This is a genomic window from Pseudogemmobacter humi, assembly GCF_900609055.1.
GTDB lineage: Bacteria > Pseudomonadota > Alphaproteobacteria > Rhodobacterales > Rhodobacteraceae > Pseudogemmobacter > Pseudogemmobacter humi.
Window position 1 is genome coordinate 40,353 of record NZ_UXAW01000033.1, and the last position, 19,261, is coordinate 59,613.

Consider the following 19,261-nt stretch of genomic DNA (forward strand, 5'->3'; position numbering starts at 1 on the left):
TTTCCGGTTGCAAGGGGATGTCCGATGTTTCGCCGGGATAAGATTGAAAGTGGAAACGAGATGAGGCGCGCGCCATTCCAGGTCATTCCTCCGGTCTGGCTGATCTGCATCGGCGCGGTCGTGCTGGTGATCCTCAACGCCTGGACCGGGATGGCGCGGCTCTCCGAACAGGTGATGCAGGGCGACAACGACGATCTGATGCGCCTCGTGGTGATCCGCGACTGGCTGGCGGGCCAGAACTGGTTCGACCATCAGCAATACCGCGTGCTGCCGCCCGAGGGGATCTCGCTGCACTGGTCGCGCTATATCGACGCCGGAATCGCCGCGATCCTGGTGCCGGCCTCGTGGTTCCTGCCGCAGGGCGAGGCCGAGCTGCTGGCGATGACGGTGTGGCCGGTGCTGCTGGCCTGCCTGATGATCCTGCTGACGGCCCTCGGCACCGCGCGGCTGTTCGGGACTGCCGCGGCCGTCGGGGCGGTGGTGATGGCGCTGACCTGGCGCAAATTCGTGGTGGAGTTCGCGCCGGGGCGGATCGACCATCACAACATGCAGATTCTATGTGCGACCGCGGTGTTCTTCCTGGCGGTCCTGCCGGGGCGGCCCCGGCTTTACGGCGCTCTGGCCGGGGTGGCGGCGGCATTCTCTTTCGCCATCGGGCTGGAGATGCTGCCCGTCCTCTTGCTGATCTGGGCCATGGTCACGCTGCGGTGGGTGTTCGGAGGCGGGATGGCCGGGCGCTGGCTGGCCGCTTTCGCGCTGGCGATCGGACTGGCGGCGCCGCTTCTGATGGCCGGGCAGGTGCCGGCCCGGGATTGGGGGCTGCGCCATTGCGATGTGCTGGCGACGCCCCTGTTGTCGCTGCTTGCGGTGGGGGCGACGGCCAGCCTGTTGCCGCTCTTGCCGCGCCGCTGGCTGCCCGGCTGGCCCGCGCGGCTGGCGGCGCTGACGGTGGTGGCGGGCCTTGGGCTGGCGCTGGCCTGGCCGCTGCTCGGCCCCTGTCTGGCCGGGCCCTATGCCGATGTCACCCCCGAGGCGCGCCGGATCATCGACAGCCAGATCACCGAGGCGCGCTCGGTCCCCGACCTGTTGCGGGACAAGGCGCCGATGGTGATCCGCTCGCTGTTGCCGGTGGTGCTGACGCTTGCGATGGCGCTGGTGGTGGGGTGGCGGATGCGCGCCCGGCTGAGCCCGGATCAGCGTTTCGCGCTGACGCTTGCGCTGGTGGTGGCGGGGGTGGGGATGGGCTTTGCGCTGACCCAGATCCGGGCGGCCAATCTGATGGCCCCGGTCGTGCCGCTGCTGGCGGGCGTGGTGGTGGGTGCCTTTGCCGGCCTGCCGCGCGACAGCCGGCTGCGCGCTCCGGCCGCGGTGATGCTGCTTCTGTCGATGCCGCTGACCATCGAGGCGGGTATCGTGCAATTCCTGCGGCTGACCGCGCCGCCCGCCGTCGCCGGGGGCGGAACTGCCGCCGGGCCGGATCCGGCAGAGTGCCGCAACCCGGAAAGCATGGCGGAAATCGCCGCACTGCCGCCTTCGACGGTGTTTTCCGGCACCAATCTGGGAACCGCGATCATCGCTTATACGCCGCACAGCGCCACTTCGGCCCCTTATCACCGCAGCGATGCGGCTTTCCTGAACGGAAGCGGCGCCTTCACGGGAGAGGCGGAGCTGCGCGCGGCCGTTGCCGCCTCGGGCGCTGCTTATCTGGCCCTTTGCCGCAATGGCGCGATGGAGAACGGGTTGCCCTATGCCCGGAAGCTGCTGACGGGCGATCTGCCGCCCTGGCTGGTGGCGACAGACTATCCGCAGCAACAGGTGATCCTGCTTGAGGTGGACAAGGCCGCGCTGGCCGGTCCGGCAGAGGCCGCACCATGAGCCCGCGGCGGTTGCTCCGCAGCACTTTGGGGCGGTTCCTGCTGGTGGGGGGCGGGGTCGCGCTGGTCTATTCGGTGCTGACGGCGCTTGCGACCTCGGTTCTGCCCTATCCGCGGCCCCTGATGGCGGTGCTGATCGCCATGGCCTGCGTTCCACCCGCCTTCTGGTGCCAGCGCCGGTTCACCTTTCGCGACAGCACGCCGCGCCGCCATGCGCTGGCGGTCTATGCCGCGGCGCAGGCCCTGGGTATGGCCATCGTCGCCGGAGCGAGCGCGCTGTTTTCCACCGGCTTGTTCTGGCCCGATACGCTGGTTTACCTGGCAGCCTCGGCCGTATCCGCGGTGGCGAGCTTCGCGATAAACCGACTGGTGGCCTTTCCGGCGAACGGGCGGCCGCGGGATCACGACATCTGATAGTGCAGGATTATAGAATTGTTATCATGCCGCGCCGGACGCGGTGATTTATGACTTAAAATGTATAAAACCGCCGTCTTTTCCGGGCTTCCCCCGTGGTCATCCGGTGAGGGACAGCGGTATTTCATATGTTTCGCCGCTGCTCGGCTCCTGGCCGGGGGCAAGGATCAGATCGGCCACGCCCCGGGCGGATTCCGGCCCGGCCAGGGTGACGACCAGCGTCACGCCTTCGTCGCGCAGCGCGCCCGGCAGGCGCATGCCTCGGCCAGCATCGCCCGCCGAGCCCGGGAAACCCCCTGAGGAGAGGTCGCACAGCAGGATCCCGGGCCGGTGAACCAGGGCCTGGGCGATCATCACCCGCTGTCTTTCCTCTCCGGTCAGGCTGGCCGCGTTCTGGCTGGCCTGGCGGGTCAGGTCCATCCGGTGCAGCGCCTCGGCGATCCTGTCCCGGTCGCGCGGCGCCTTGACGGTGCCCCAGAGCCTGCCCTCGGGCAGGCAGGCGCGCGAGACGATCTGCCAGGGCGAAAGCCCGGCATCGGCATTGTCCCAGGGCCGGATGCGGGTGACGATCCGCCTGGCCTCATCTGGGCCGAGCAGCCACAGATCGCGTCCGAACAGGCAGACCGAGCCGCGTTCGGGCGCGATCCGGCGCGAGAGCAGGGCAAGGAACGTCTCGCGCTCGGGGCGGGGGGCGCAGAATGCCAGCAGGCTCCCCGGCTCCAGCCGCAGGTTCAGATCGCAGAGTGCGCCGGCCGCGCCCGCAATCCCGACAGAGACGCCGCGCATCACGATGGCGGGGGTGGAGGGACCCTGCGTCATGACCCGGCCCTCGCCGGGCCGGTGCGGGAAAGACGGCTGCCGGGAAAACGGGCCGCAGACCGGCCGGTGGGAAAACGTCGCATCGCTGCCTCCTTCCGGGGCACCCCGCCCGGCGTGTTTCAAGATCTGGCGATGGCAGGTCTCCTGACTCGCGGGTCTTGGCCTTGTCCCGCCTTCCCGGCCCGGAAACATGGGCCAGTGGCTATCGGGCAGGCTCACCGCTTACAGTTGCGGGGGCAGTCGCGGCATTGGCCTGCGGGATCTTCCCCGGGGCCGCACCGTGTTCCCTTTTCACCCGGACCGGAAAGAGCCGGACCGGGAACCATCCCGGCCATGAAACGCACCCCGCGGCCCTGCGTCAAGGGGGCGCGCGGCCGGTTCGGGCTGCGTCAGATCTTCGCAGCGGTGTCGCGGCCCGCGTCGGGCCATTGTGCCGGGCGAATGATCAAATTCCTTCGCCCGGCAGGATGCGCCGCCCGGCGGATCGGTCTATGATGCCGCCCGGAACCTGGCAGAGAGCGGATATTCGATTGGCTACGGGCATTGCTCAGGCGGAACTGATCGCGGTGCTGGCCGCCGTCACGGATGAGGAACCGCGCGTGATGACGGTCGCGGCGGGCCAGGCGCTGCCCTCGGGGCCGTTCGTCTCGTCGCATCGCAGCCTTCAGGCCGGGTTGCGCGACTGGATCGAGCAGCAGACCGGCCATCCGGTGGGCTTCCTGGAACAGCTTTACACCTTTGCCGACCGCGACCGCGATCCCGAACTGGCCGAGGCGCGGCGGATCTCGATCAGCTATCTCGGGCTGGTGCGCGAACAGCCGGCGCCGGGGGCGGACCGGCCGGAATGGCACGGCTGGTATGAATATTTCCCCTGGGAGGATCGCCGCGCCGGGGTGCCGCCGGTGGTGGAGCGGATCGTCGCCGAGCTGGCGGCCTGGGCCGGGAGCAAGAGCGGGCGGCGGCAGCGGATCGACTATGCTTTCGGGCTGAACGGCCAGGGCTGGAACGAGGATCTGGCGCTGCAACGCTATGAACTGCTCTATGAGGCCGGTCTGGTGCCCGAGGCGGGGCGGCGCGATCTGCCGGGGCTGGGCCTGCCGATGCGCGGAGACCACCGGCGGATCCTCGCGACCGGGATCGCCCGGCTGCGCGCCAAGATCAAATACCGCCCGGTGGCGTTCGAGCTGATGCCGGAAAGCTTCACCCTCTTGCGGTTGCAACGCACGGTCGAGGCGCTGGCCGGGCTGCGGCTGCACAAGTCGAACTTCCGCCGCCAGATCGACCAGCAGGAGCTGATCGAGGAGACCGGCGAAATGGCGGCCGAGACCCGCGGCCGCCCGGCGATGCTGTATCGCTACCGTGCCACCGTGCTGGAGGCCCGCGCTTTGGCCGGGACGCGGCTGCCGATCAGCAGGAATTGACATATACTCAGATTGAGCATTACATCCGGCCCGATGATCAGGGAAGCGGGAGCGGGCGATGATCGCGGTGGATACGGTGCTGGAGCAGGGCGGCACGGGGCGGTTTCAGCGCAGGCTCCTGGGGGTCTTCGGTCTGGTCTGGACCGCAGACGCGATGCAGGTGCTGGCGGTGGGCTTCACCGTGGCCTCGATCGCGGCCACATTCGGCATGACCGTGCCCGAGGCGTTGCAGACCGGCAGCCTGTTCTTCCTGGGGATGCTGATCGGCGCAGCGGTGTTCGGGCGGCTGGCGGACCGCTTCGGGCGGCGGCGGATCCTGCTGGCCACCGTGGCGATGGATGCGGTTTTCGGCCTCGCCTCGGCTTTCGCGCCGGATTTCACCACGCTGCTGGTGTTGCGCTTCCTGACCGGGCTGGCCGTCGGCGGCACGCTGCCGGTGGATTACGCGATGATGGCCGAGTTCCTGCCGCCCTCGCGCCGCGGCCGCTGGCTGGTGATGCTTGAGGGCTTCTGGGCCGTGGGCACGGTGATCGTGGCGCTGACCGCCTGGGGCGCCACCGCCTGGGGCGGGGTCGAGGTCTGGCGGGTGATCTTCTTCGTCACCGCGATCCCGGCGATGGTGGGCATCTTCCTGCGCTTCTGGATCCCGGAAAGCCCGCTGCATCTTCTGCGCCAGGGCCGCGAGGCGGAGGCGCGCGCGGTGCTGAACCGGGTGCTGACCACCAATGGCCAGCCCGGCCTCGGCGCGGCGCCGCTGGTGCCGCCGGTGGCGCAAAGCGAGGGGATCTTCTCGCCCGCGCTCTTGCGCCGCACGCTTCTGATGCTGGCGGTCTGGTTCCTGGTGTCGATAAGCTATTACGGCGTCTTCACCTGGATGCCGGCGCAACTGGCGACCCAGGGTTTCGGCTTCGTGCGCGGCTACGGTTTCCTTGTGATACTGGCGCTGGCGCAGATCCCCGGTTACGCGCTGGCGGCCTGGGGGGTCGAGGCCTGGGGGCGTCGCCCGACGCTGGTCGCTTTCCTGATGCTGAGCGCCGGGGCCTGCCTCATGTTCGCGGTCTCCAGCTCGCCGATGCTGATCGGCGTGGCGCTGATGGTGATGAGCTTCGCGCTTCTGGGCACCTGGGGCGCGCTTTACGCCTTCACGCCCGAGCTTTATCCGACCGGCTCGCGCGCGACCGGGATGGGCACGGCGGGGGCGATGGCGCGGCTCGGCGGATTGCTGGCGCCCTCGGTGCTGGTCTGGCTGTTCATCCAGAGCACGGCCACCGCCATCGGGCTGTTCGCGGGCCTCTTGCTGCTGGCCGCCCTGCTGGCGCGTCTGATTGATGTCGAGACCCGCAGCAAGGCGCTGGCGTAACGGCGGTTTATTCTGCCATCCAGCCCTGGTCATACCAGGACGCGACATCGCCCGGCCATGTCAGCGCCGCGCCGCCTGCGTCCTTCAGCACGCCGCTGTCGAACAGAAAGCGCGCCATGGCGGAGAAGCGTTCCGGGTCGATAGCGCCCACCGGCGTGTCGCCGTCGCGCAGATAACCGCCATCCGCGATGGCCCGCATCGAGCCGCGCACCAGATCCGGGTTCGGGAAATCCCCGGCGCCGATCAGGATTTCCGCCGCTTCCCCGGGATGGTCGGCGGCCCATTCATAGCCCTTTTGCGTCGCGCGCATGAAGGCGGCGGCGCGGGCAGGGTCCGCGGCCAGCGCCGCGCCGCGGGTGCCGATATAGCCGTTCTGCTGGTCGGGAATACCGTAATCGGCATAGCGGAAGGCCGATTGCTTACGGCCGAGCAGTTCGCCGTTCACCCCCTCCCACGTCGCCACCTCCAGCGTGAAATCCACCGCGCCACTGGCGAGCGCCTCATAGGCGCCGGTGCCCAGGGTCACGGTGTCCCAGACCGGCTCGCCGCCGTCGTTACGGATCATGGCGGCGATCAGCGCCTCCTCCCAGGCGCTGCCGAACCCGGCATAGGTCTTGCCGGACAGATCGGCGGGCCGGGTGATCGCGGCGTTGTCGCTGTTCCAGACCAGCCGCCCGGTCTCATGCTGCATCGTCGCCCAGAGCGCGACCAGATCCGCGCCGCCCGCCCGCGCCGACAGAAAGCCGAGCGAGGTCAGATAGGCGAAATCCGCCGCGCCGCCCGCAAGCAGCGCCGCGGAACTGGTGTCGGAATAGGGCAGCAGTTCGACCGTCAGCCCTTCGTCGGCGTAGAAGCCCTTCTCCTGGGCTATGACAAGGCCGATGTGGTTGGTGTTCAGCGTCCAGTCGAGCGCGACCGAAAGGCTTTCGGCCACAGCGGGCAGGGGCAGCGAGAGGCTGGCGGCCAGGAGGACGGATCGGATCATCGGGCTTTCTCCATCAGCAGGGATTTCAGGTGCTCGCGCAAAGGGGCGAGCGCGGTTTCGGAGCGGCTTTCGCGGGCCAGGGGAACGGGGATTTCCGCGATGATGCGGCCGGGGTTCGCGGCCATCACCAGGATGCGGTCGGCAAGGCCGGTGGCCTCGTGCAGATCATGCGTGACCAGCAGAACGCCGCGCGGGCGCTCGGAGAGGCGCGCGGCCAGCCAGTCCTGCATCGCCAGCCGGGTGACGGCATCCAGCGCGGAAAACGGTTCATCAAGCAGCACGAAGCGGCTGTCCTGCACGATGGTGCGCAGAAAGGCCGCGCGCTGGCGCATCCCGCCCGAAAGCTGCGCGGGGAACATGTCCTCAGTGCCCGCGAGGCCGAAGGGCGCGAACAAGGGCGCCACCCGGGCGCGGGCCGCGCGGGCGGAAAGCCCCGCCACCCGCAGCCCGAGTGCCGCGTTTTCCGCCACCGTCAGCCAAGGGAACAGCGCATCGCTTTGCGGCTGGTAGCTGAGCGCGGGGTGGGGGGTGGAGATCGGCGCACCGTCGAGCGTCACTGTGCCCTGCGCCTCCAGCGGCAGGATCCCCGCCAGCCATTTCAGCACCGAGGTCTTGCCGCAGCCCGAGGGGCCGATCAGCGCGGTCACGCCGCTTTCGGGCAGGCGCAGGGACAGATCGCGCAGGATCTCGCGGTGGCCGTCCCGGATGGTGAGGCTGCGGATCTCAAGCATGGCCCGGCCCGCGCGTGGTCATACGGTCAGCCAGCCGGATCGCGCCAAGCAGCGCCAGCGTCAGCGTGGCCGAGACGAAAACCGCCGCCAGCACCAGATCTGCGCGGAAGTTGTTCTTCGCCGCCAGGATATAGATGCCGATCCCGCGCCGCGCCCCGGCATATTCGGCGAAGATCGTCGCCACGATGGCATAGGTGGCCGAGATGCGCAGCCCGGCGAGGAAAGAGGCCCGGGCCGAGGGCAGGCTGGCGCGGCGAAACACCGTCCAGCGCCCGGCCCCCATCGAGGCCAGCAGATCGCGGAAGGCCGGCGGCGTCTGACGGTAGCCGGACATGAGGCTCAGCAGCATCGGGAAGAAAGTGACCAGCACCACCAGCAGCACTTTGGGCAGCAGCCCGAAGCCGAACCACAGGATCATCAGGGGCGCCAGCGCGACCAGCGGCACGGTCTGGCTGGCGACGAACAGCGGCATCAGCCCGCGCGCGGCCCAGGGCGCGAAATGCAGCGCGACCGAGGTGGCGAAGGCGAAAGCCACCGACAGCGAAAAGCCGAGGGCGGCGACGCCCATCGTCGCCAGCGCGTGGCTGCCGAGGGCGGCGCGTTCCGCGATCAGCGCCCGGACCACGCCCGAGGGCGGCGGCAGGATCAGGGGTGAAACTTCGGCGATCCGGCACCAGGCCTCCCACCCGGCCAGCAGGCAGGCGGCAAGGATCAGCACCGGCAGAAGGCGCGGCAGCATCGGCAAGCCCTCCGGCGGTCAGCGCGGGCTGGGGCTGTTGGCCGAGGCCGTCAGGTCGATGGTGACATGGCCCTCGGCCGGGCCGAAGCGCAGGAAGGCCTGGCGCACCGTCTCGAACGCCGCGCCGGCGTCGCCGCGCAGCCGGGTGCAGAAATTCTTCGATTTCAGGAAGCAGCCCGAGGTTTTCACGAAGTCGATGCAGCCGTAGATCTTGTCCATATGCCGGTCCTCGCCCATCACATAGAGCGAGAACTGCACGTCGATCTCCACCCCCAGGACCGGCGCCGCGCGCACCGCCGCAAGCGCCAGGGCCTGACGTTCCGTGAGCGGCAGATCCTGCGCGCGGGTCAGGGTCTCGCAGCGGCAGATCGGGTCGTCGGGCTCGCCGGGGCAGCCGCGCGACAGCGTCGCGTGCAGCGTGACATGGGCGGGGCCGCGCGCCGTGCGGGCGAACAGATCGCGGATCGCGTCGAACAACGGCCCGGGCGCGCCGACCATCAGGGTCGAGATGTCGTCGGTCTCGATCCTGAGCCGGTCACGGTATGGGGCAAGGGCTTCGAGCCCCGACAGGATGACCCCGATGAAATCGGAGGTCATCGGATAAAGCGACACCTGCGCGCCGATGAACATGTTTCCCTCGCTCCGCCGGCATTACCCGGATCAGCTTAAAAGGGTTCGCGCGGCATCGCGCATCTCAGCCCCGGACGGAGCACCCCTGGTTATGCGGCGGAAGATGCGGCGGCGCGCGGGCGGTGTCAAGCGGCGGCGGGTTCGTTCCAGAGCGCCCAGAAGGCGAACAGCGGATCTTTGCCCGAGCGCATCGCATGCAGGATCGAGGGCCGGTTGTAGAACGACCCGCCAGGGCCGGGCGTGAACCAGGGATCCTCGCCCTGGCGGAAATCGCCTTCCGAGAGAACAAGATAGACCTCTTCGGGCCTGTGGCTGTGATCGGGATAGCGCACTCCGGGCGCGAGCAGCGACAGGCCGAGCCAGACATCCTGGCGCGGCTCCATCCCGCCCGGGCCGACGATCATCACCTCGGCATGGCTTTCGGAAAAATTCTCGCTGGCGGTGGGGTTGTCGGGCTTGTCGCAGCTCCATTCCAGCCCGGGTTCCAGTGCGCGGAAGGCATCGAGCATCGGGCGCAGGCCGGGAGCTTCGGCGGCATGATCCAGCGCCGGTTCCAGCCAGCGGCAGGTGGGCTGACGGCCGGGCGTGACCTCGCGCAGCGGCGCGGGGGTATCCAGCCCGGCGCGGATCCGGCCGAGCGCGGCGCGCGCCTCATCGGATGTCGCATGGGCGTCGAACGCCGCCAGCGCGGCATCGAGGAAAGCCTGAAGCTCGGGGGTCCGGTCCTGTCTGGTCATCGCGCGCACCTCTCTTGCCTGTGCGAAACGTGGGGGCGGCGCGGGGGCCTGTCAATGTCGCGCCTAATAGCTCGGCGGACTGATGGCCCAGACCACCACCGTCTCGCTCGGGCCGGGGTTGCGGTAGCGGTGCGGCTCGCTTGAGGCATAAGAGAAACTGTCGCCCGCCCCCAGCAGGAAATGCCGCTCGCCCACCCACAATTCAAGCTGGCCCGAGATCACCAGCCCCACCTCGTCGCCCTCGTGGCTGTAGGCTTTGCGCGCCTCGGCCCCCGGCGGCAGATGCGACAGGATCATCTCCAAAGACAAAGACAGCCGCGCGGTCAGCAGCTCGTCCGTCACGCCCTGGTCGTAATCGAGCCGCAGCCGGTTGGCCGCGCGCACCACATAGCCGTGCTCTTCCGGCGGGGCCTCGGCGTTGCCCGAGAAGAACCATTGCACCGTCACGCCCAGTTCCCGCGCCACCGCGACCAGAGCGTCGATCGAGGGCCGGGCCAGGTCGCGCTCGATCTGGCTGAGATAGCCGATCGACAGCCCGCAGCCTTCGGCCAGCCGCGCCAAAGTCAGGCCGCGGCGCTTGCGCAACTGGCGCAGCCTTTCGCCAAGGATCGGGTCGTCGGACAGCATCGCGCGAAGATAACCGCCCGGGCCCGGCGGTCCAGTAAAAAATTCAGTTGATTTTTTTACTGACCCTGCGATGAGGGGGAAAGACCCCATCCGCCAGTGACCGCGAGCCGATGTCAGATCCCCTGTTTCCCAACCTGTTCCGGCCGCTGACCATCCGCGGTATGGTGCTGAAGAACCGCATCATGTCGAGCGGGCACGACACCTGCCTGCCCGACCACGGCCTGGTGAACGACGCCTATATCGCCTATCAGGAGGCGCGGGCGAAGGGCGGCGCCGGGCTGATCGTGACCCAGGTCGCGGGCGTGCATGAAACCGCGCGCTACACCTCGCATCTGATCATGGCGACCAGCGACGACTGCATCCCGGGCTTCCGGCGGCTGGCGGAGACGTGCCATGCGCATGGCGCGAAGGTCGTCTCGCAACTGTTCCATCCGGGGCGCGAGATCATGGAGAGCGCGAACGGCATGCTGGCGGTGGCCTGGTCGGCCTCGGCCACGCCGAACGAGCGGTTCCATGTGATGCCGCGCGCGATGGACTGCGCGATGATCGCCGAACTGGTCGCGGGCTACGCCGCGGCGGCGCGGCGGATGCGGGATGCGGGGCTTGATGGGGTGGAGCTGGTCGGCTCGCACGGCTATCTGCCGTCGCAATTCCTGAACCCAAGGGTGAACCGGCGCGGGGATGATTACGGCGGCAGCACGGAGAACCGGCAGCGGTTCCTGCGCGAGGTGCTGGTGGCGATGCGGGCCGCGACGAGCGACGATTTCGTCATCGGAGTGCGGCTCTCGGCGGGCGAGAAGGACGAGAACGGCCTGACCCGGGCCGAGGCGCTGGAGGCCGCGAAGGGCCTTCAGGACGTGATGGATTACGTCTCGGTGACGCTCGGCACCTCGGCCTCGCATGGGGGCGCGGTGCATATCGCGCCGCCGATGGCCTTTTCCGCCGCCTATACCGCGCCCGATGCGAAGCCGTTCCGCGAGGCTTTGTCGATCCCGGTTTTCGTCGTGGGCAGGATCAACCAGCCGCAAGAGGCCGAGCAGGTGATCGCCAAGGGCGAGGCCGATGTCTGCGGCATGACGCGGGCGCTGATCTGCGACCCGAGGATGCCGGCGAAGGCGGCCGAGGGGCGGTTCGACGATATCCGCGCCTGTATCGGCTGCAACCAGGCCTGTATCCATCATTTCCATCGCGGCCTGCCGATCTCCTGCATCCAGCATCCCGAAAGCGGGCGGGAACTGGCGTTCGGGGCGCATCCCCTGGCAGCCGCGCGCAGGCGGGTGATGGTGGTGGGCGGCGGCCCGGCGGGGCTGAAGGCGGCGGCGGTGGCCGCCGCGCGCGGCCATGACGTGACCTTGTTCGAGGCGGCGCCCCGCCTCGGCGGTCAGGCGCTGCTGGCGCAGCTTCTGCCGCAACGGGCCGAGTTCGGCGGCATCGCCACCAATCTGACGCGGGAATGCGAGCTGGCGGGGGTGACGATCCGGCGGGGCCACCCGGTCGATGCCGATGCGGTCCGCGCCTTCGCGCCGGAGGCGGTGATCCTCGCCACCGGCGCGGTGCCCTATGTGCCGCCGTTCGAGACCGATAATGAGATGCAGGTGGTCACCGCCTGGCAGGTGCTGAACCGCGAGGTGAAGGTGGGCGGCCGGGTGGTGGTCGCCGACTGGCGGGCGGACTGGATCGGGCCGGGTCTGGCCGAGCTGTGCGCGCGCGAAGGCAGCAGCGTCGATCTGGCCGTCTGCGCGCTGCATATGGGCGAGGCGCTGCCGTTCTACGTGCGTGACACCACCGCCGCTGCGCTGCACCGGCTGGGGGTGCGGGTCACGCCCTACGCCCGGCTGGTGGGCAGCTTCGGCGATACGGTGTTCATGCAGCACACGGCGTCTGAGCAGCCGATCGAATTCGAGGGGGTGGAGACGCTGATCCTCGCCACCGGCCATCTGCCGCAGGACGCTTTGGCGGCGGATCTGGCGGCGATGGGGCTGGAATACCACCAGATCGGCGACGCCCTGGCGCCGCGCACCGCGGAGGAAGCGGTTTACGAGGGGATGCTCGCCGGGCGGGCGGTGTAGCGGCCCGGCCGTCCGGCGCGAACATCAGCCGCGACCCGCCGCCAGCGCGGGCGACGGCGAACAGGACCCCATCGCAGTCCGGCGGCAAGCGCGCCATCGGTGCCATGTTTGCCTGAGACCTGAACCGCAGTTGAAAGCATCCGCGACTGAGGCCCGCCCGAGAGCGGATGGTCGCCGGTCGGGGCGCTCAGGTCGGCGCGCGCGTCCCTTATCAGGCCGTAACGGCACCCCGGGCGGCCTTGCGCCGGGCCACGCGGGCGCGGATCGCCTCGACATCGGTCACCGGCGTCGCCGCGAACAACTGCCGGGTGTAGGGATGGCGCGGATTCGCGAAGACCTCTTCGCGCGAGCCCTGCTCGACCGCCTCGCCCTGGCTGATCACCATCACCTCGTCGGCGATATAGCGCACCACCGAAAGATCATGGCTGACGAAGACATAGGTCAGGCCGAATTCATCCTGCAAATCCGCCAGCAGGTTCAGCACCTGGGCCTGGACCGAAAGATCCAGCGCCGAGACCGGCTCGTCCAGCACCAGAAGCGCCGGGTTCAGCATCAGGGCGCGCGCGATGGCGATGCGCTGACGCTGCCCGCCCGAGAACATATGCGGGTAGCGGTTGAAATGCTCGGGGCCCAGACCGACGCGGATCAGCATCGCCTCGGCCCGCTCGCGCCGCTCGGCTGCCGGGATTTTTGTGTTGATCACCAGCGGCTCCATCAGCACATTGCCGATCTTCTGCCGCGGGTTGAGGCTGCCGTAGGGGTTCTGGAACACCATCTGCACGCGTGAGCGCATCCCGGGGCCGGGGCGGGCTTTGGTGATGTCGACCGGCTTGCCGTCGATCAGAAGCTCGCCCCCGGTCGCCGGGTCGATCAGCGCGACGATGCGGCCGAGCGTCGATTTCCCCGAGCCGGATTCGCCGACGATCGCGAGGGTCTTGCCCTTCTCGACTTTGAAGTCGATGCCTTTCAGCGCCCGCACGGTTTTCGCGCCGCCGAACAGCCCGCCCGGGACGTGATAGTCGCGGGTGATGCCGCGGCCTTCCAGAACCACGCTCATCGCCCGGCCTCCTGGCTGTAGTAATCGGACACGGTGGGCAGACGGTCGCCGGTGGCATTCTCGGGCAAGGCCGACAGAAGCGCGCGGGTATAGGGATGCTGCGGTGCCTCGAACAGCGACAGCACATCGGCCTCTTCCATCTTGCGGCCCTTGTATTGCACCACCACGCGGTCGGCGGTTTCGGCCACCACGCCCATGTCATGGGTGATGAGGATCAGCGCCATGCCGTATTCCTCTTGCAGCTTCATCAGGAGATCGAGGATCTGCTTCTGGATCGTCACGTCGAGCGCGGTGGTCGGCTCGTCGGCGATCAGGAGGCGCGGTTTCGAGGCGATGGCCATGGCGATCATCACCCGCTGGCATTGCCCGCCCGACATCTGATGCGGATATGCGCGCAGCTTCTCCTCGGGTTCGGGGATGCCGACGGCGCGGAACAGGTCCAGCGCGCGGGCGCGGGCCTCGCGTTTCGACAGGCCCAGGTTGACACGCAGCACCTCTTCGATCTGGAAGCCGGTGGTGAAAGACGGGTTCAGCGAGGCCACCGGCTCCTGGAAGATCATGGTGATCTCGCGCCCGATCAGCCTGCGGCGTTCGGCCCGGGTCATGTTCGAGATGTCGCGCCCGTCATAGGTCATCTCATCGGCGGTGATGGTGGCGGTGTCGGGGAGAAGCCCCATCACCGCCAGCATCGAGACCGATTTCCCCGAGCCGGATTCGCCGACGATGGCCAGAACCTCGCCGCGGTCGACCGACACGTCCACCCCGTCCACGGCGGTGAAACTGCCGGTGGCGGTGGCGAAACGGACGGTGAGATTGCGGATGTTGAGAAGCGCCATCGCGTCAGCTCCGCTTCAGTTTCGGATCGAGCGCGTCACGCAGACCGTCGCCCATCAGGTTGATCGCCAGCACCGAGATCAGGATGGCGAGGCCCGGGAAAGTCACCACCCACCAGGCGCGCTGGATGAACTCACGCGCCTCGGCCAGCATGGTGCCCCATTCAGCGGCCGGCGGCTGCGCCCCCATGCCGAGGAAGCCGAGCGCGGCGGAATCCAGCACGGCGGACGAAAACGACAGAGTGGCCTGCACGATCAGGGGCGCAAGGCAGTTCGGCAGGATGGTTTTGAACATCAGCCGAAGATTGCCCGCACCGGCGACGCGCGCGGCGCTGACGTAATCGCGTTTCAGCTCTCCCATCACGGCAGCCCTGGTCAGGCGGGCGAAATGCGGCTGGTAGACGATGGCGATGGCGATCATCGCATTGGTCAGCCCTGGCCCCAGGATCGCCACCAGCACCAAAGCCAGCAAGAGCGAGGGGAAGGCGAGGATGATGTCCATCACCCGCATGATCAGCACATCGACCCAGCCCCCGAAGAACCCGGCGAGCAGGCCGATGATCACGCCTCCGGCCAGAGCGATCGAGACCACGACGATGCCGATGAACAGCGAATATTGCGAGCCCTTGATCAGCCGCGAGAGGATGTCGCGCCCGACCGGATCGGTGCCGAGCAGGAAGTCGGGGCGCCCGCCCTCGGCCCAGGACGGCGGCACCAGGATCGCGTCGCGGTATTGCATCGTCGGGTTGTGCGGCGCCAGCACATCCGCGAAGACCGCGGTCAGCACCAGGAGGACGAAGACCGCCAGCCCGACCACCGCGCCGCGGTTGCGGCTGAAATAGAACCAGAACTCGGCCAGCATGCGGCGGCGGATGGCGGCGTCCGAGAGTTTGACCGGGGTGTCGCTCATTTGTTGCGGATCCTCGGATTGATCAGGCCATAGGTCAGATCGACCAGCAGATTGACGACCATGACGACCCCCGCGATCAGCAAAAGCCCCGACTGCACCGCCGGATAATCGCGGCGCGAGATGGAATCGATCATCCATTTGCCGATGCCGGGCCAGGAGAAGATGGTCTCGGTCAGGATCGCGCCCGCCAGCAGCACGCCGATCTGCAAGCCGATGGTGGTGATGACCGGGATCATCGCGTTGCGCAAAGCATGGACCGCGATCACCCGGCGCGGCGGCATGCCCTTGGCCCGCGCGGTGCGGACATAATCCTCGCCCATCACCTCAAGCATGGCCGAACGGGTCTGCCGCGCGATCACCGCCAAGGGGATCGTCGCCAGCACCACCGAGGGCAGGATCAGATAGTGCAGCGCCGAGGCGAAGGCGCCCTTCTGCCCCGACAACAGGCTGTCGATCAGCATGAATCCGGTGACATTGGGGAAGTAATACATCAGCGAGATCCGGCCCGAGACCGGCGTCCAGCCGAGGTAGCCCGAGAAGAAGATGATCAGCAAAAGGCCCCACCAGAAGATCGGCATCGAAAAGCCGACCAGCGCGCCGGTCATCGAGATCTGGTCGAACCAGGATCCGCGTTTGATCGCCGCCAGCACGCCGATGGGCACGCCGATCAGCGTGGCCAGCAGGATCGCGACGAGGCCAAGCTCGATCGTGGCGGGGAACAGCGCGAGGAACTCGCTCAGCACCGGCTTTTTGGTCACCAGCGAATGGCCGAAATCGCCATGCAGCAGCCTGCCGACGAAATCGAAATATTGCAGGACGATGTTCTTGTCATAACCCAGTTGCGCGGTGAGCTGGGCATGGCGCTCGGGCGTCACCCCGCGCTCGCCCGCCATCAGCAGGACCGGATCGCCCGCCAGCAGCCGCGGAAAGCTGAAGGCGATGATGGTGATCCCGAGGAAGGTGGGCACCAGATAGAGCAGTTTGGAAAGGATGAAACGGAACATACGTCTCTTTTCATAAGCAGCGCGCGGGGAACCTGTCCCCGCGCGCCCGGTTGGATCTTGCTTATTCGGCGATGTCGACGGTTTCGAAGGTGAAATCGCCAAGCGGGCTCATCACGAAGCCCGAGACATTGGCGCGCATCGGCACATATTGGGTGGAATGCGCGATGGTGAACCAGGGGGCCTGTTCCTTGAACAGCACCTGGGCCTCTTCGTAAAGCCGGGTGCGTTCGGCCGGATCCGGGTTGGTCTTGGCCTGCTGCAACAGGTTCGAGAACTCTTCGTTGCACCAGAAGGCGCGGTTCGCGCCGCCCTCGACCGCCGAGGCGCAGCTCAGCAGCACCGACAGGAAGTTGTCCGGGTCGCCGTTGTCGCCGGTCCAGCCGAGGATGACGGCGCCCTTGCGGCCGGTCTCCATCGACTTCGACAGATATTCGCCCCATTCATACGAGACGATCTCGGCCTTGACGCCGACCTTCGACAGGTCTTCCTGCATCAGTTCCGCCGTGCGGCGGGCGTTCGGCATATAGGGGCGCTGCACCGGCATCGCCCAGATCTCCATCGACAGCCCGCTGACACCCGCCTCTTCCAGCAGCGCCTTCGAGGCTTCGGGATCGTAGGGGTCGTCCTGAATCGCGTCGTTGTAGGACCACATGGTCGGAGGGATCGGGTTCTTGGCCGGCTCGGCATGACCCTGGAACACCGCATCGACGATGGCCTGCTTGTTGATCGCCATGTTCAGCGCCTTGCGCACACGGACATCATCGAAGGGCGCGACGGTGGTGTTATAGGCCAGATAGCCCACGTTCAGCCCGGCCTGTTCGTCCAGCTTCAGGTTGCCGTCGGCCTTGATCGCCTCGATATCGGCCGGGGCCGGATAGGGCATCAGATGGCATTCGCCGGCTTTCAGCTTTTGCAGACGCACCGCGGCATCGGGGGTGATGGCGAAGACCAGATCGTCGATCAGCGGGGCCGGGCCCCAGTAATCGGCGTTCTTCGCGTAACGGATCACCGCGTCCTTCTGATAGGCCACGAAGCGGAACGGGCCGGTGCCGATGGGCAGGTTGTTCAGATCCTCTTTGGTGCCGGCGGCCTCCAGCGTATCGGCATATTCCTTCGAGATGATCGAGGCGAAGGGCATGGCGATATTCGCGAGGAACGGCGCTTCGGACTGGGTCAGGGTGATCTTCACGGTGTAATCGTCGATCTTCTCGACCGATTTCACCAGGTTCGGCATGTCCATCGAATTGAAATATTCGTAGGTGACGCCGGCGATATACTGGTTCCAGGGATGGTCGGCATTCGCCTGACGCTCGAACGAGAACACCACGTCATCGGCGTTGAAATCGCGGGTGGGGGTGAATTTCTCGTTGGAATGCCACTTCACGCCCTGACGCAGCCTGAAGGTGTATTCGGTGCCGTCTTCCGAGACTTCCCAGCTTTCGGCCAGGCCCGGCTCGATCTCGGTGGTGCCCTTCTTGAATTCGGTCAGCCGGTTGTAGATCGGATGCGCCGAGGCGTCGAAAGTGCCGCCCGCGGTATAGGGCGAGGGGTCGAAGCCCTCGGGCGAGGCCTCCGAGCAATAGATGAAGGTCTTGGCCATGGCGGGCGCGGCGGCATAAAGCGCCAGCGCCGAGGCGGCGATCAGGCTGCGGGAGAGAAGCTTCATTGCGAAGGGTCCTTTCACTCACTGTTGAGGTCGTTTTTCCCGGTTCTGAGGTTCAGCCCCGGATTGTATTCTGCCTGTATAGGCCGTCAGACTGCCGATGTTCTACTTCATAGTGCCGGAAAACCATGCCCGGGCCGGGCAATCTGATGCGCAGGACGCAAGGTTATGTGCTTGCGCTCAGCCAGGGCCGGGGTCGAAGGGCCGATCAGGAGAGGATGCGGGCGGGCAGAACCAGCGCGGGCCGGATGCGGTCATGCAGATGATGTCCTCCAGTCTGATGCCGCATTCGCCGTAAAGACAAAGCATCGGCTCGATCGAGAAGCACATGCCGGGCGCCAGCGGGGTCCGGTTGCCTTTGACGATATAGGGCTCTTCATGGATGTCCAGCCCGAGGCCGTGGCCGGTGCGATGCGGCAGGCCGGGCACCGCATAGCCGGGGCCGAAACCCGCGCGGATCAGCGTATCGCGCGCGGCTTTGTCCACCTCTTCGCAGAGAGTGCCGGGCTGCGCGGCGGCGAAGGCGGCCGCCTGGGCGGCGCGCTCGTGCTCCCACAATTCCCGCTGGCGGGGCGTGGGGGTGCCGAAGACATAGCTGCGGGTGATGTCGGATGCGTAACCGTGCAGGATCGCCCCCATGTCGATCAGCACCATGTCGCCGGGCGCAAGGATCTGCGGCGCGGGCACGCCATGCGGATAGGCGGTGGCCTCGCCGAATTGCGCGGTGGAAAACAAGGGCTTCAGCCCCTGGGCGCGATGCGCGGCGTCGACGAAGGCGCAGACCTCGGTGGTCGAGACGCCTTGGCGCAGCCCCTGCCAGACCGCTTTCTGCACCGCGAAACTCGCGTCCATCGCGGTCTGGATGATGGCGATCTCGGCCGCGGATTTCACCTGGCGCAAAGCGGCGATCAGCGGCTGCGCGGGCAGGATGCGGCCCGCCATCGCGGCCTGGATCGGCGCGGCGAAACCCCAAGGCGTGGCCGGGTCCAGCGCCAGCGTCGCGCCGGGGCCGGACAGCGCCGCGACCTCGGCCGCGATCAGCGCGTAAGGGTCTTCGTCCTCTTCCCAGGTCGCGATCCGGCCGGGGCGGCGCAAGAGGCGCTCCAGCTTCGGCACCTCGAAGGCGGGGCTGACATGCACCGGCTCTCCTTCGGCCGGGATCAGCGCGCCGTGGATCCGCTCGGACAGGCCCAGCGAATGGCCGCAGAAATACGTCAGCGAGGACGAGGCATCCAGCCAGACCGCCCCCACCCCCTGATCGCGCATCAGCGCCTGCAAAGCGGCGATCCGCTGGTCATATTCGGCGTCCGTGATGGCGGGGGCGGTGACGGGGCGGAAGCGGCGCAGGGCCGCGTCGAAACTGGTGTCGAAATCGGTGTCGGTCATGT

18 protein-coding genes and 2 riboswitches are annotated in these 19,261 nt (G+C 67.8%); of the genes, 5 read left to right on the forward strand and 13 right to left on the reverse strand.

Annotation, left to right across the window (positions count from 1 at the left end):
- Positions 1 to 60: 60 nt before the first annotated feature.
- Together XINFAN_RS01930 and XINFAN_RS01935 are read left to right on the forward strand one after the other, a co-directional pair.
- Positions 61 to 1,875 (forward strand): hypothetical protein, encoded by a 1,815-nt coding sequence (locus tag XINFAN_RS01930; protein ID WP_124084804.1) that lies wholly within the window; start codon positions 61 to 63, stop codon positions 1,873 to 1,875.
- Entirely contained in the window at positions 1,872 to 2,288 is a 417-nt protein-coding gene (locus XINFAN_RS01935) for a GtrA family protein (RefSeq protein ID WP_124084805.1), read from the forward strand. The genes XINFAN_RS01930 and XINFAN_RS01935 overlap by 4 nt, the downstream gene beginning before the upstream one ends.
- 99 nt (positions 2,289 to 2,387) lie before the next feature.
- Here XINFAN_RS01935 and XINFAN_RS01940 read toward each other — a convergent pair whose 3' ends face one another.
- Entirely contained in the window at positions 2,388 to 3,107 is a 720-nt protein-coding gene (locus XINFAN_RS01940; protein WP_124084806.1) for an ATP-binding cassette domain-containing protein, read from the reverse strand.
- A 117-nt stretch (positions 3,108 to 3,224) separates the two neighbouring features.
- Positions 3,225 to 3,449: riboswitch (cobalamin riboswitch) on the reverse strand.
- A gap of 188 nt (positions 3,450 to 3,637) precedes the next feature.
- Between XINFAN_RS01940 and XINFAN_RS01945 the strand changes: the two genes are divergently transcribed.
- Positions 3,638 to 4,528, forward strand: a complete 891-nt coding sequence (locus XINFAN_RS01945) for an NUDIX hydrolase (protein ID WP_124084807.1) — start codon at positions 3,638 to 3,640, stop codon at positions 4,526 to 4,528.
- A gap of 58 nt (positions 4,529 to 4,586) precedes the next feature.
- Positions 4,587 to 5,888: an MFS transporter gene (locus XINFAN_RS01950; protein WP_124084808.1), complete on the forward strand. Its 1,302-nt coding sequence runs from the start codon at positions 4,587 to 4,589 to the stop codon at positions 5,886 to 5,888.
- Between the two features lie 7 nt (positions 5,889 to 5,895).
- On the opposite strand, the gene XINFAN_RS01955 is transcribed toward XINFAN_RS01950, so the two are convergent.
- The 6 genes from XINFAN_RS01955 to XINFAN_RS01980 all read right to left on the reverse strand — a co-directional run bounded on the left by XINFAN_RS01955 (position 5,896) and on the right by XINFAN_RS01980 (position 10,337).
- Complete coding sequence (locus tag XINFAN_RS01955; protein ID WP_124084809.1) at positions 5,896 to 6,873, reverse strand: ABC transporter substrate-binding protein; 978 nt, start codon at positions 6,871 to 6,873, stop codon at positions 5,896 to 5,898.
- Positions 6,870 to 7,604, reverse strand: a complete 735-nt coding sequence (locus XINFAN_RS01960; protein ID WP_124084810.1) for an ABC transporter ATP-binding protein — start codon at positions 7,602 to 7,604, stop codon at positions 6,870 to 6,872. Before XINFAN_RS01960 ends, XINFAN_RS01955 begins: the two co-directional genes overlap by 4 nt.
- Positions 7,597 to 8,343, reverse strand: a complete 747-nt coding sequence (locus XINFAN_RS01965) for an ABC transporter permease (RefSeq protein WP_124084811.1) — start codon at positions 8,341 to 8,343, stop codon at positions 7,597 to 7,599. The genes XINFAN_RS01960 and XINFAN_RS01965 overlap by 8 nt, the downstream gene beginning before the upstream one ends.
- A gap of 18 nt (positions 8,344 to 8,361) precedes the next feature.
- Positions 8,362 to 8,973, reverse strand: coding sequence for a YkoF family thiamine/hydroxymethylpyrimidine-binding protein (locus XINFAN_RS01970; protein ID WP_124084812.1), 612 nt, complete (start codon positions 8,971 to 8,973; stop codon positions 8,362 to 8,364).
- A riboswitch (TPP riboswitch) is annotated at positions 8,964 to 9,070 on the reverse strand. Its footprint overlaps the gene before it by 10 nt.
- 28 nt (positions 9,071 to 9,098) lie before the next feature.
- Positions 9,099 to 9,710, reverse strand: a complete 612-nt coding sequence (locus tag XINFAN_RS01975; protein ID WP_124084813.1) for a dimethylsulfonioproprionate lyase family protein — start codon at positions 9,708 to 9,710, stop codon at positions 9,099 to 9,101.
- Positions 9,711 to 9,773: 63 nt separating this feature from the next.
- Positions 9,774 to 10,337 carry a helix-turn-helix domain-containing protein gene (locus tag XINFAN_RS01980; RefSeq protein WP_124084814.1) on the reverse strand — a complete coding sequence of 188 codons (564 nt, stop codon included), beginning with the start codon at positions 10,335 to 10,337 and terminating at the stop codon, positions 9,774 to 9,776.
- 110 nt (positions 10,338 to 10,447) lie between these two features.
- On the opposite strand from XINFAN_RS01980, the gene XINFAN_RS01985 reads away from it, so the two are divergent.
- A complete protein-coding gene (locus tag XINFAN_RS01985; protein ID WP_124084815.1) occupies positions 10,448 to 12,406 on the forward strand; it encodes an oxidoreductase in 1,959 nt (652 codons plus the stop codon).
- 211 nt (positions 12,407 to 12,617) lie between these two features.
- On the opposite strand, the gene XINFAN_RS01990 is transcribed toward XINFAN_RS01985, so the two are convergent.
- From XINFAN_RS01990 to XINFAN_RS02015, 6 genes are all read right to left on the reverse strand, one after another.
- Positions 12,618 to 13,463, reverse strand: a complete 846-nt coding sequence (locus XINFAN_RS01990; protein ID WP_124084816.1) for an ATP-binding cassette domain-containing protein — start codon at positions 13,461 to 13,463, stop codon at positions 12,618 to 12,620.
- Positions 13,460 to 14,299: an ABC transporter ATP-binding protein gene (locus XINFAN_RS01995; RefSeq protein WP_124084817.1), complete on the reverse strand. Its 840-nt coding sequence runs from the start codon at positions 14,297 to 14,299 to the stop codon at positions 13,460 to 13,462. The genes XINFAN_RS01990 and XINFAN_RS01995 overlap by 4 nt, the downstream gene beginning before the upstream one ends.
- A gap of 4 nt (positions 14,300 to 14,303) precedes the next feature.
- The gene (locus tag XINFAN_RS02000; RefSeq protein ID WP_124084818.1) at positions 14,304 to 15,206 is read right to left on the reverse strand and encodes an ABC transporter permease subunit; all 903 of its coding nucleotides are present in this window, start codon (positions 15,204 to 15,206) and stop codon (positions 14,304 to 14,306) included.
- Complete coding sequence (locus tag XINFAN_RS02005; RefSeq protein ID WP_124084819.1) at positions 15,203 to 16,210, reverse strand: ABC transporter permease subunit; 1,008 nt, start codon at positions 16,208 to 16,210, stop codon at positions 15,203 to 15,205. Before XINFAN_RS02005 ends, XINFAN_RS02000 begins: the two co-directional genes overlap by 4 nt.
- A gap of 61 nt (positions 16,211 to 16,271) precedes the next feature.
- Positions 16,272 to 17,876, reverse strand: coding sequence for an ABC transporter substrate-binding protein (locus tag XINFAN_RS02010; protein ID WP_124084820.1), 1,605 nt, complete (start codon positions 17,874 to 17,876; stop codon positions 16,272 to 16,274).
- Between the two features lie 177 nt (positions 17,877 to 18,053).
- On the reverse strand, positions 18,054 to 19,259 hold the full coding sequence (locus XINFAN_RS02015; RefSeq protein ID WP_124084821.1) for a M24 family metallopeptidase: 1,206 nt from the start codon (positions 19,257 to 19,259) through the stop codon (positions 18,054 to 18,056).
- Positions 19,260 to 19,261 lie beyond the last annotated feature (2 nt).

Excerpts from the sequence above, each read along its gene's own strand:
- XINFAN_RS01930 (WP_124084804.1), top strand. The coding sequence starts at position 61 with ATGAGGCGCGCGCCATTCCAGGTCATTCCTCCGGTCTGGCTGATCTGC.
- XINFAN_RS02010 (WP_124084820.1), bottom strand. The coding sequence starts at position 17,876 with ATGAAGCTTCTCTCCCGCAGCCTGATCGCCGCCTCGGCGCTGGCGCTT.
- XINFAN_RS01985 (WP_124084815.1), top strand. The coding sequence starts at position 10,448 with ATGTCAGATCCCCTGTTTCCCAACCTGTTCCGGCCGCTGACCATCCGC.
- XINFAN_RS01975 (WP_124084813.1), bottom strand. The coding sequence starts at position 9,710 with ATGACCAGACAGGACCGGACCCCCGAGCTTCAGGCTTTCCTCGATGCC.
- XINFAN_RS01960 (WP_124084810.1), bottom strand. The coding sequence starts at position 7,604 with ATGCTTGAGATCCGCAGCCTCACCATCCGGGACGGCCACCGCGAGATC.
- XINFAN_RS01965 (WP_124084811.1), bottom strand. The coding sequence starts at position 8,343 with ATGCTGCCGCGCCTTCTGCCGGTGCTGATCCTTGCCGCCTGCCTGCTG.
- XINFAN_RS01955 (WP_124084809.1), bottom strand. The coding sequence starts at position 6,873 with ATGATCCGATCCGTCCTCCTGGCCGCCAGCCTCTCGCTGCCCCTGCCC.
- XINFAN_RS01950 (WP_124084808.1), top strand. The coding sequence starts at position 4,587 with ATGATCGCGGTGGATACGGTGCTGGAGCAGGGCGGCACGGGGCGGTTT.
- XINFAN_RS02000 (WP_124084818.1), bottom strand. The coding sequence starts at position 15,206 with ATGAGCGACACCCCGGTCAAACTCTCGGACGCCGCCATCCGCCGCCGC.
- XINFAN_RS01970 (WP_124084812.1), bottom strand. The coding sequence starts at position 8,973 with ATGTTCATCGGCGCGCAGGTGTCGCTTTATCCGATGACCTCCGATTTC.
- XINFAN_RS01995 (WP_124084817.1), bottom strand. The coding sequence starts at position 14,299 with ATGGCGCTTCTCAACATCCGCAATCTCACCGTCCGTTTCGCCACCGCC.
- XINFAN_RS01990 (WP_124084816.1), bottom strand. The coding sequence starts at position 13,463 with ATGAGCGTGGTTCTGGAAGGCCGCGGCATCACCCGCGACTATCACGTC.
- XINFAN_RS02015 (WP_124084821.1), bottom strand. The coding sequence starts at position 19,259 with ATGACCGACACCGATTTCGACACCAGTTTCGACGCGGCCCTGCGCCGC.
- XINFAN_RS01935 (WP_124084805.1), top strand. The coding sequence starts at position 1,872 with ATGAGCCCGCGGCGGTTGCTCCGCAGCACTTTGGGGCGGTTCCTGCTG.
- XINFAN_RS02005 (WP_124084819.1), bottom strand. The coding sequence starts at position 16,210 with ATGTTCCGTTTCATCCTTTCCAAACTGCTCTATCTGGTGCCCACCTTC.
- XINFAN_RS01940 (WP_124084806.1), bottom strand. The coding sequence starts at position 3,107 with ATGACGCAGGGTCCCTCCACCCCCGCCATCGTGATGCGCGGCGTCTCT.
- XINFAN_RS01980 (WP_124084814.1), bottom strand. The coding sequence starts at position 10,337 with ATGCTGTCCGACGACCCGATCCTTGGCGAAAGGCTGCGCCAGTTGCGC.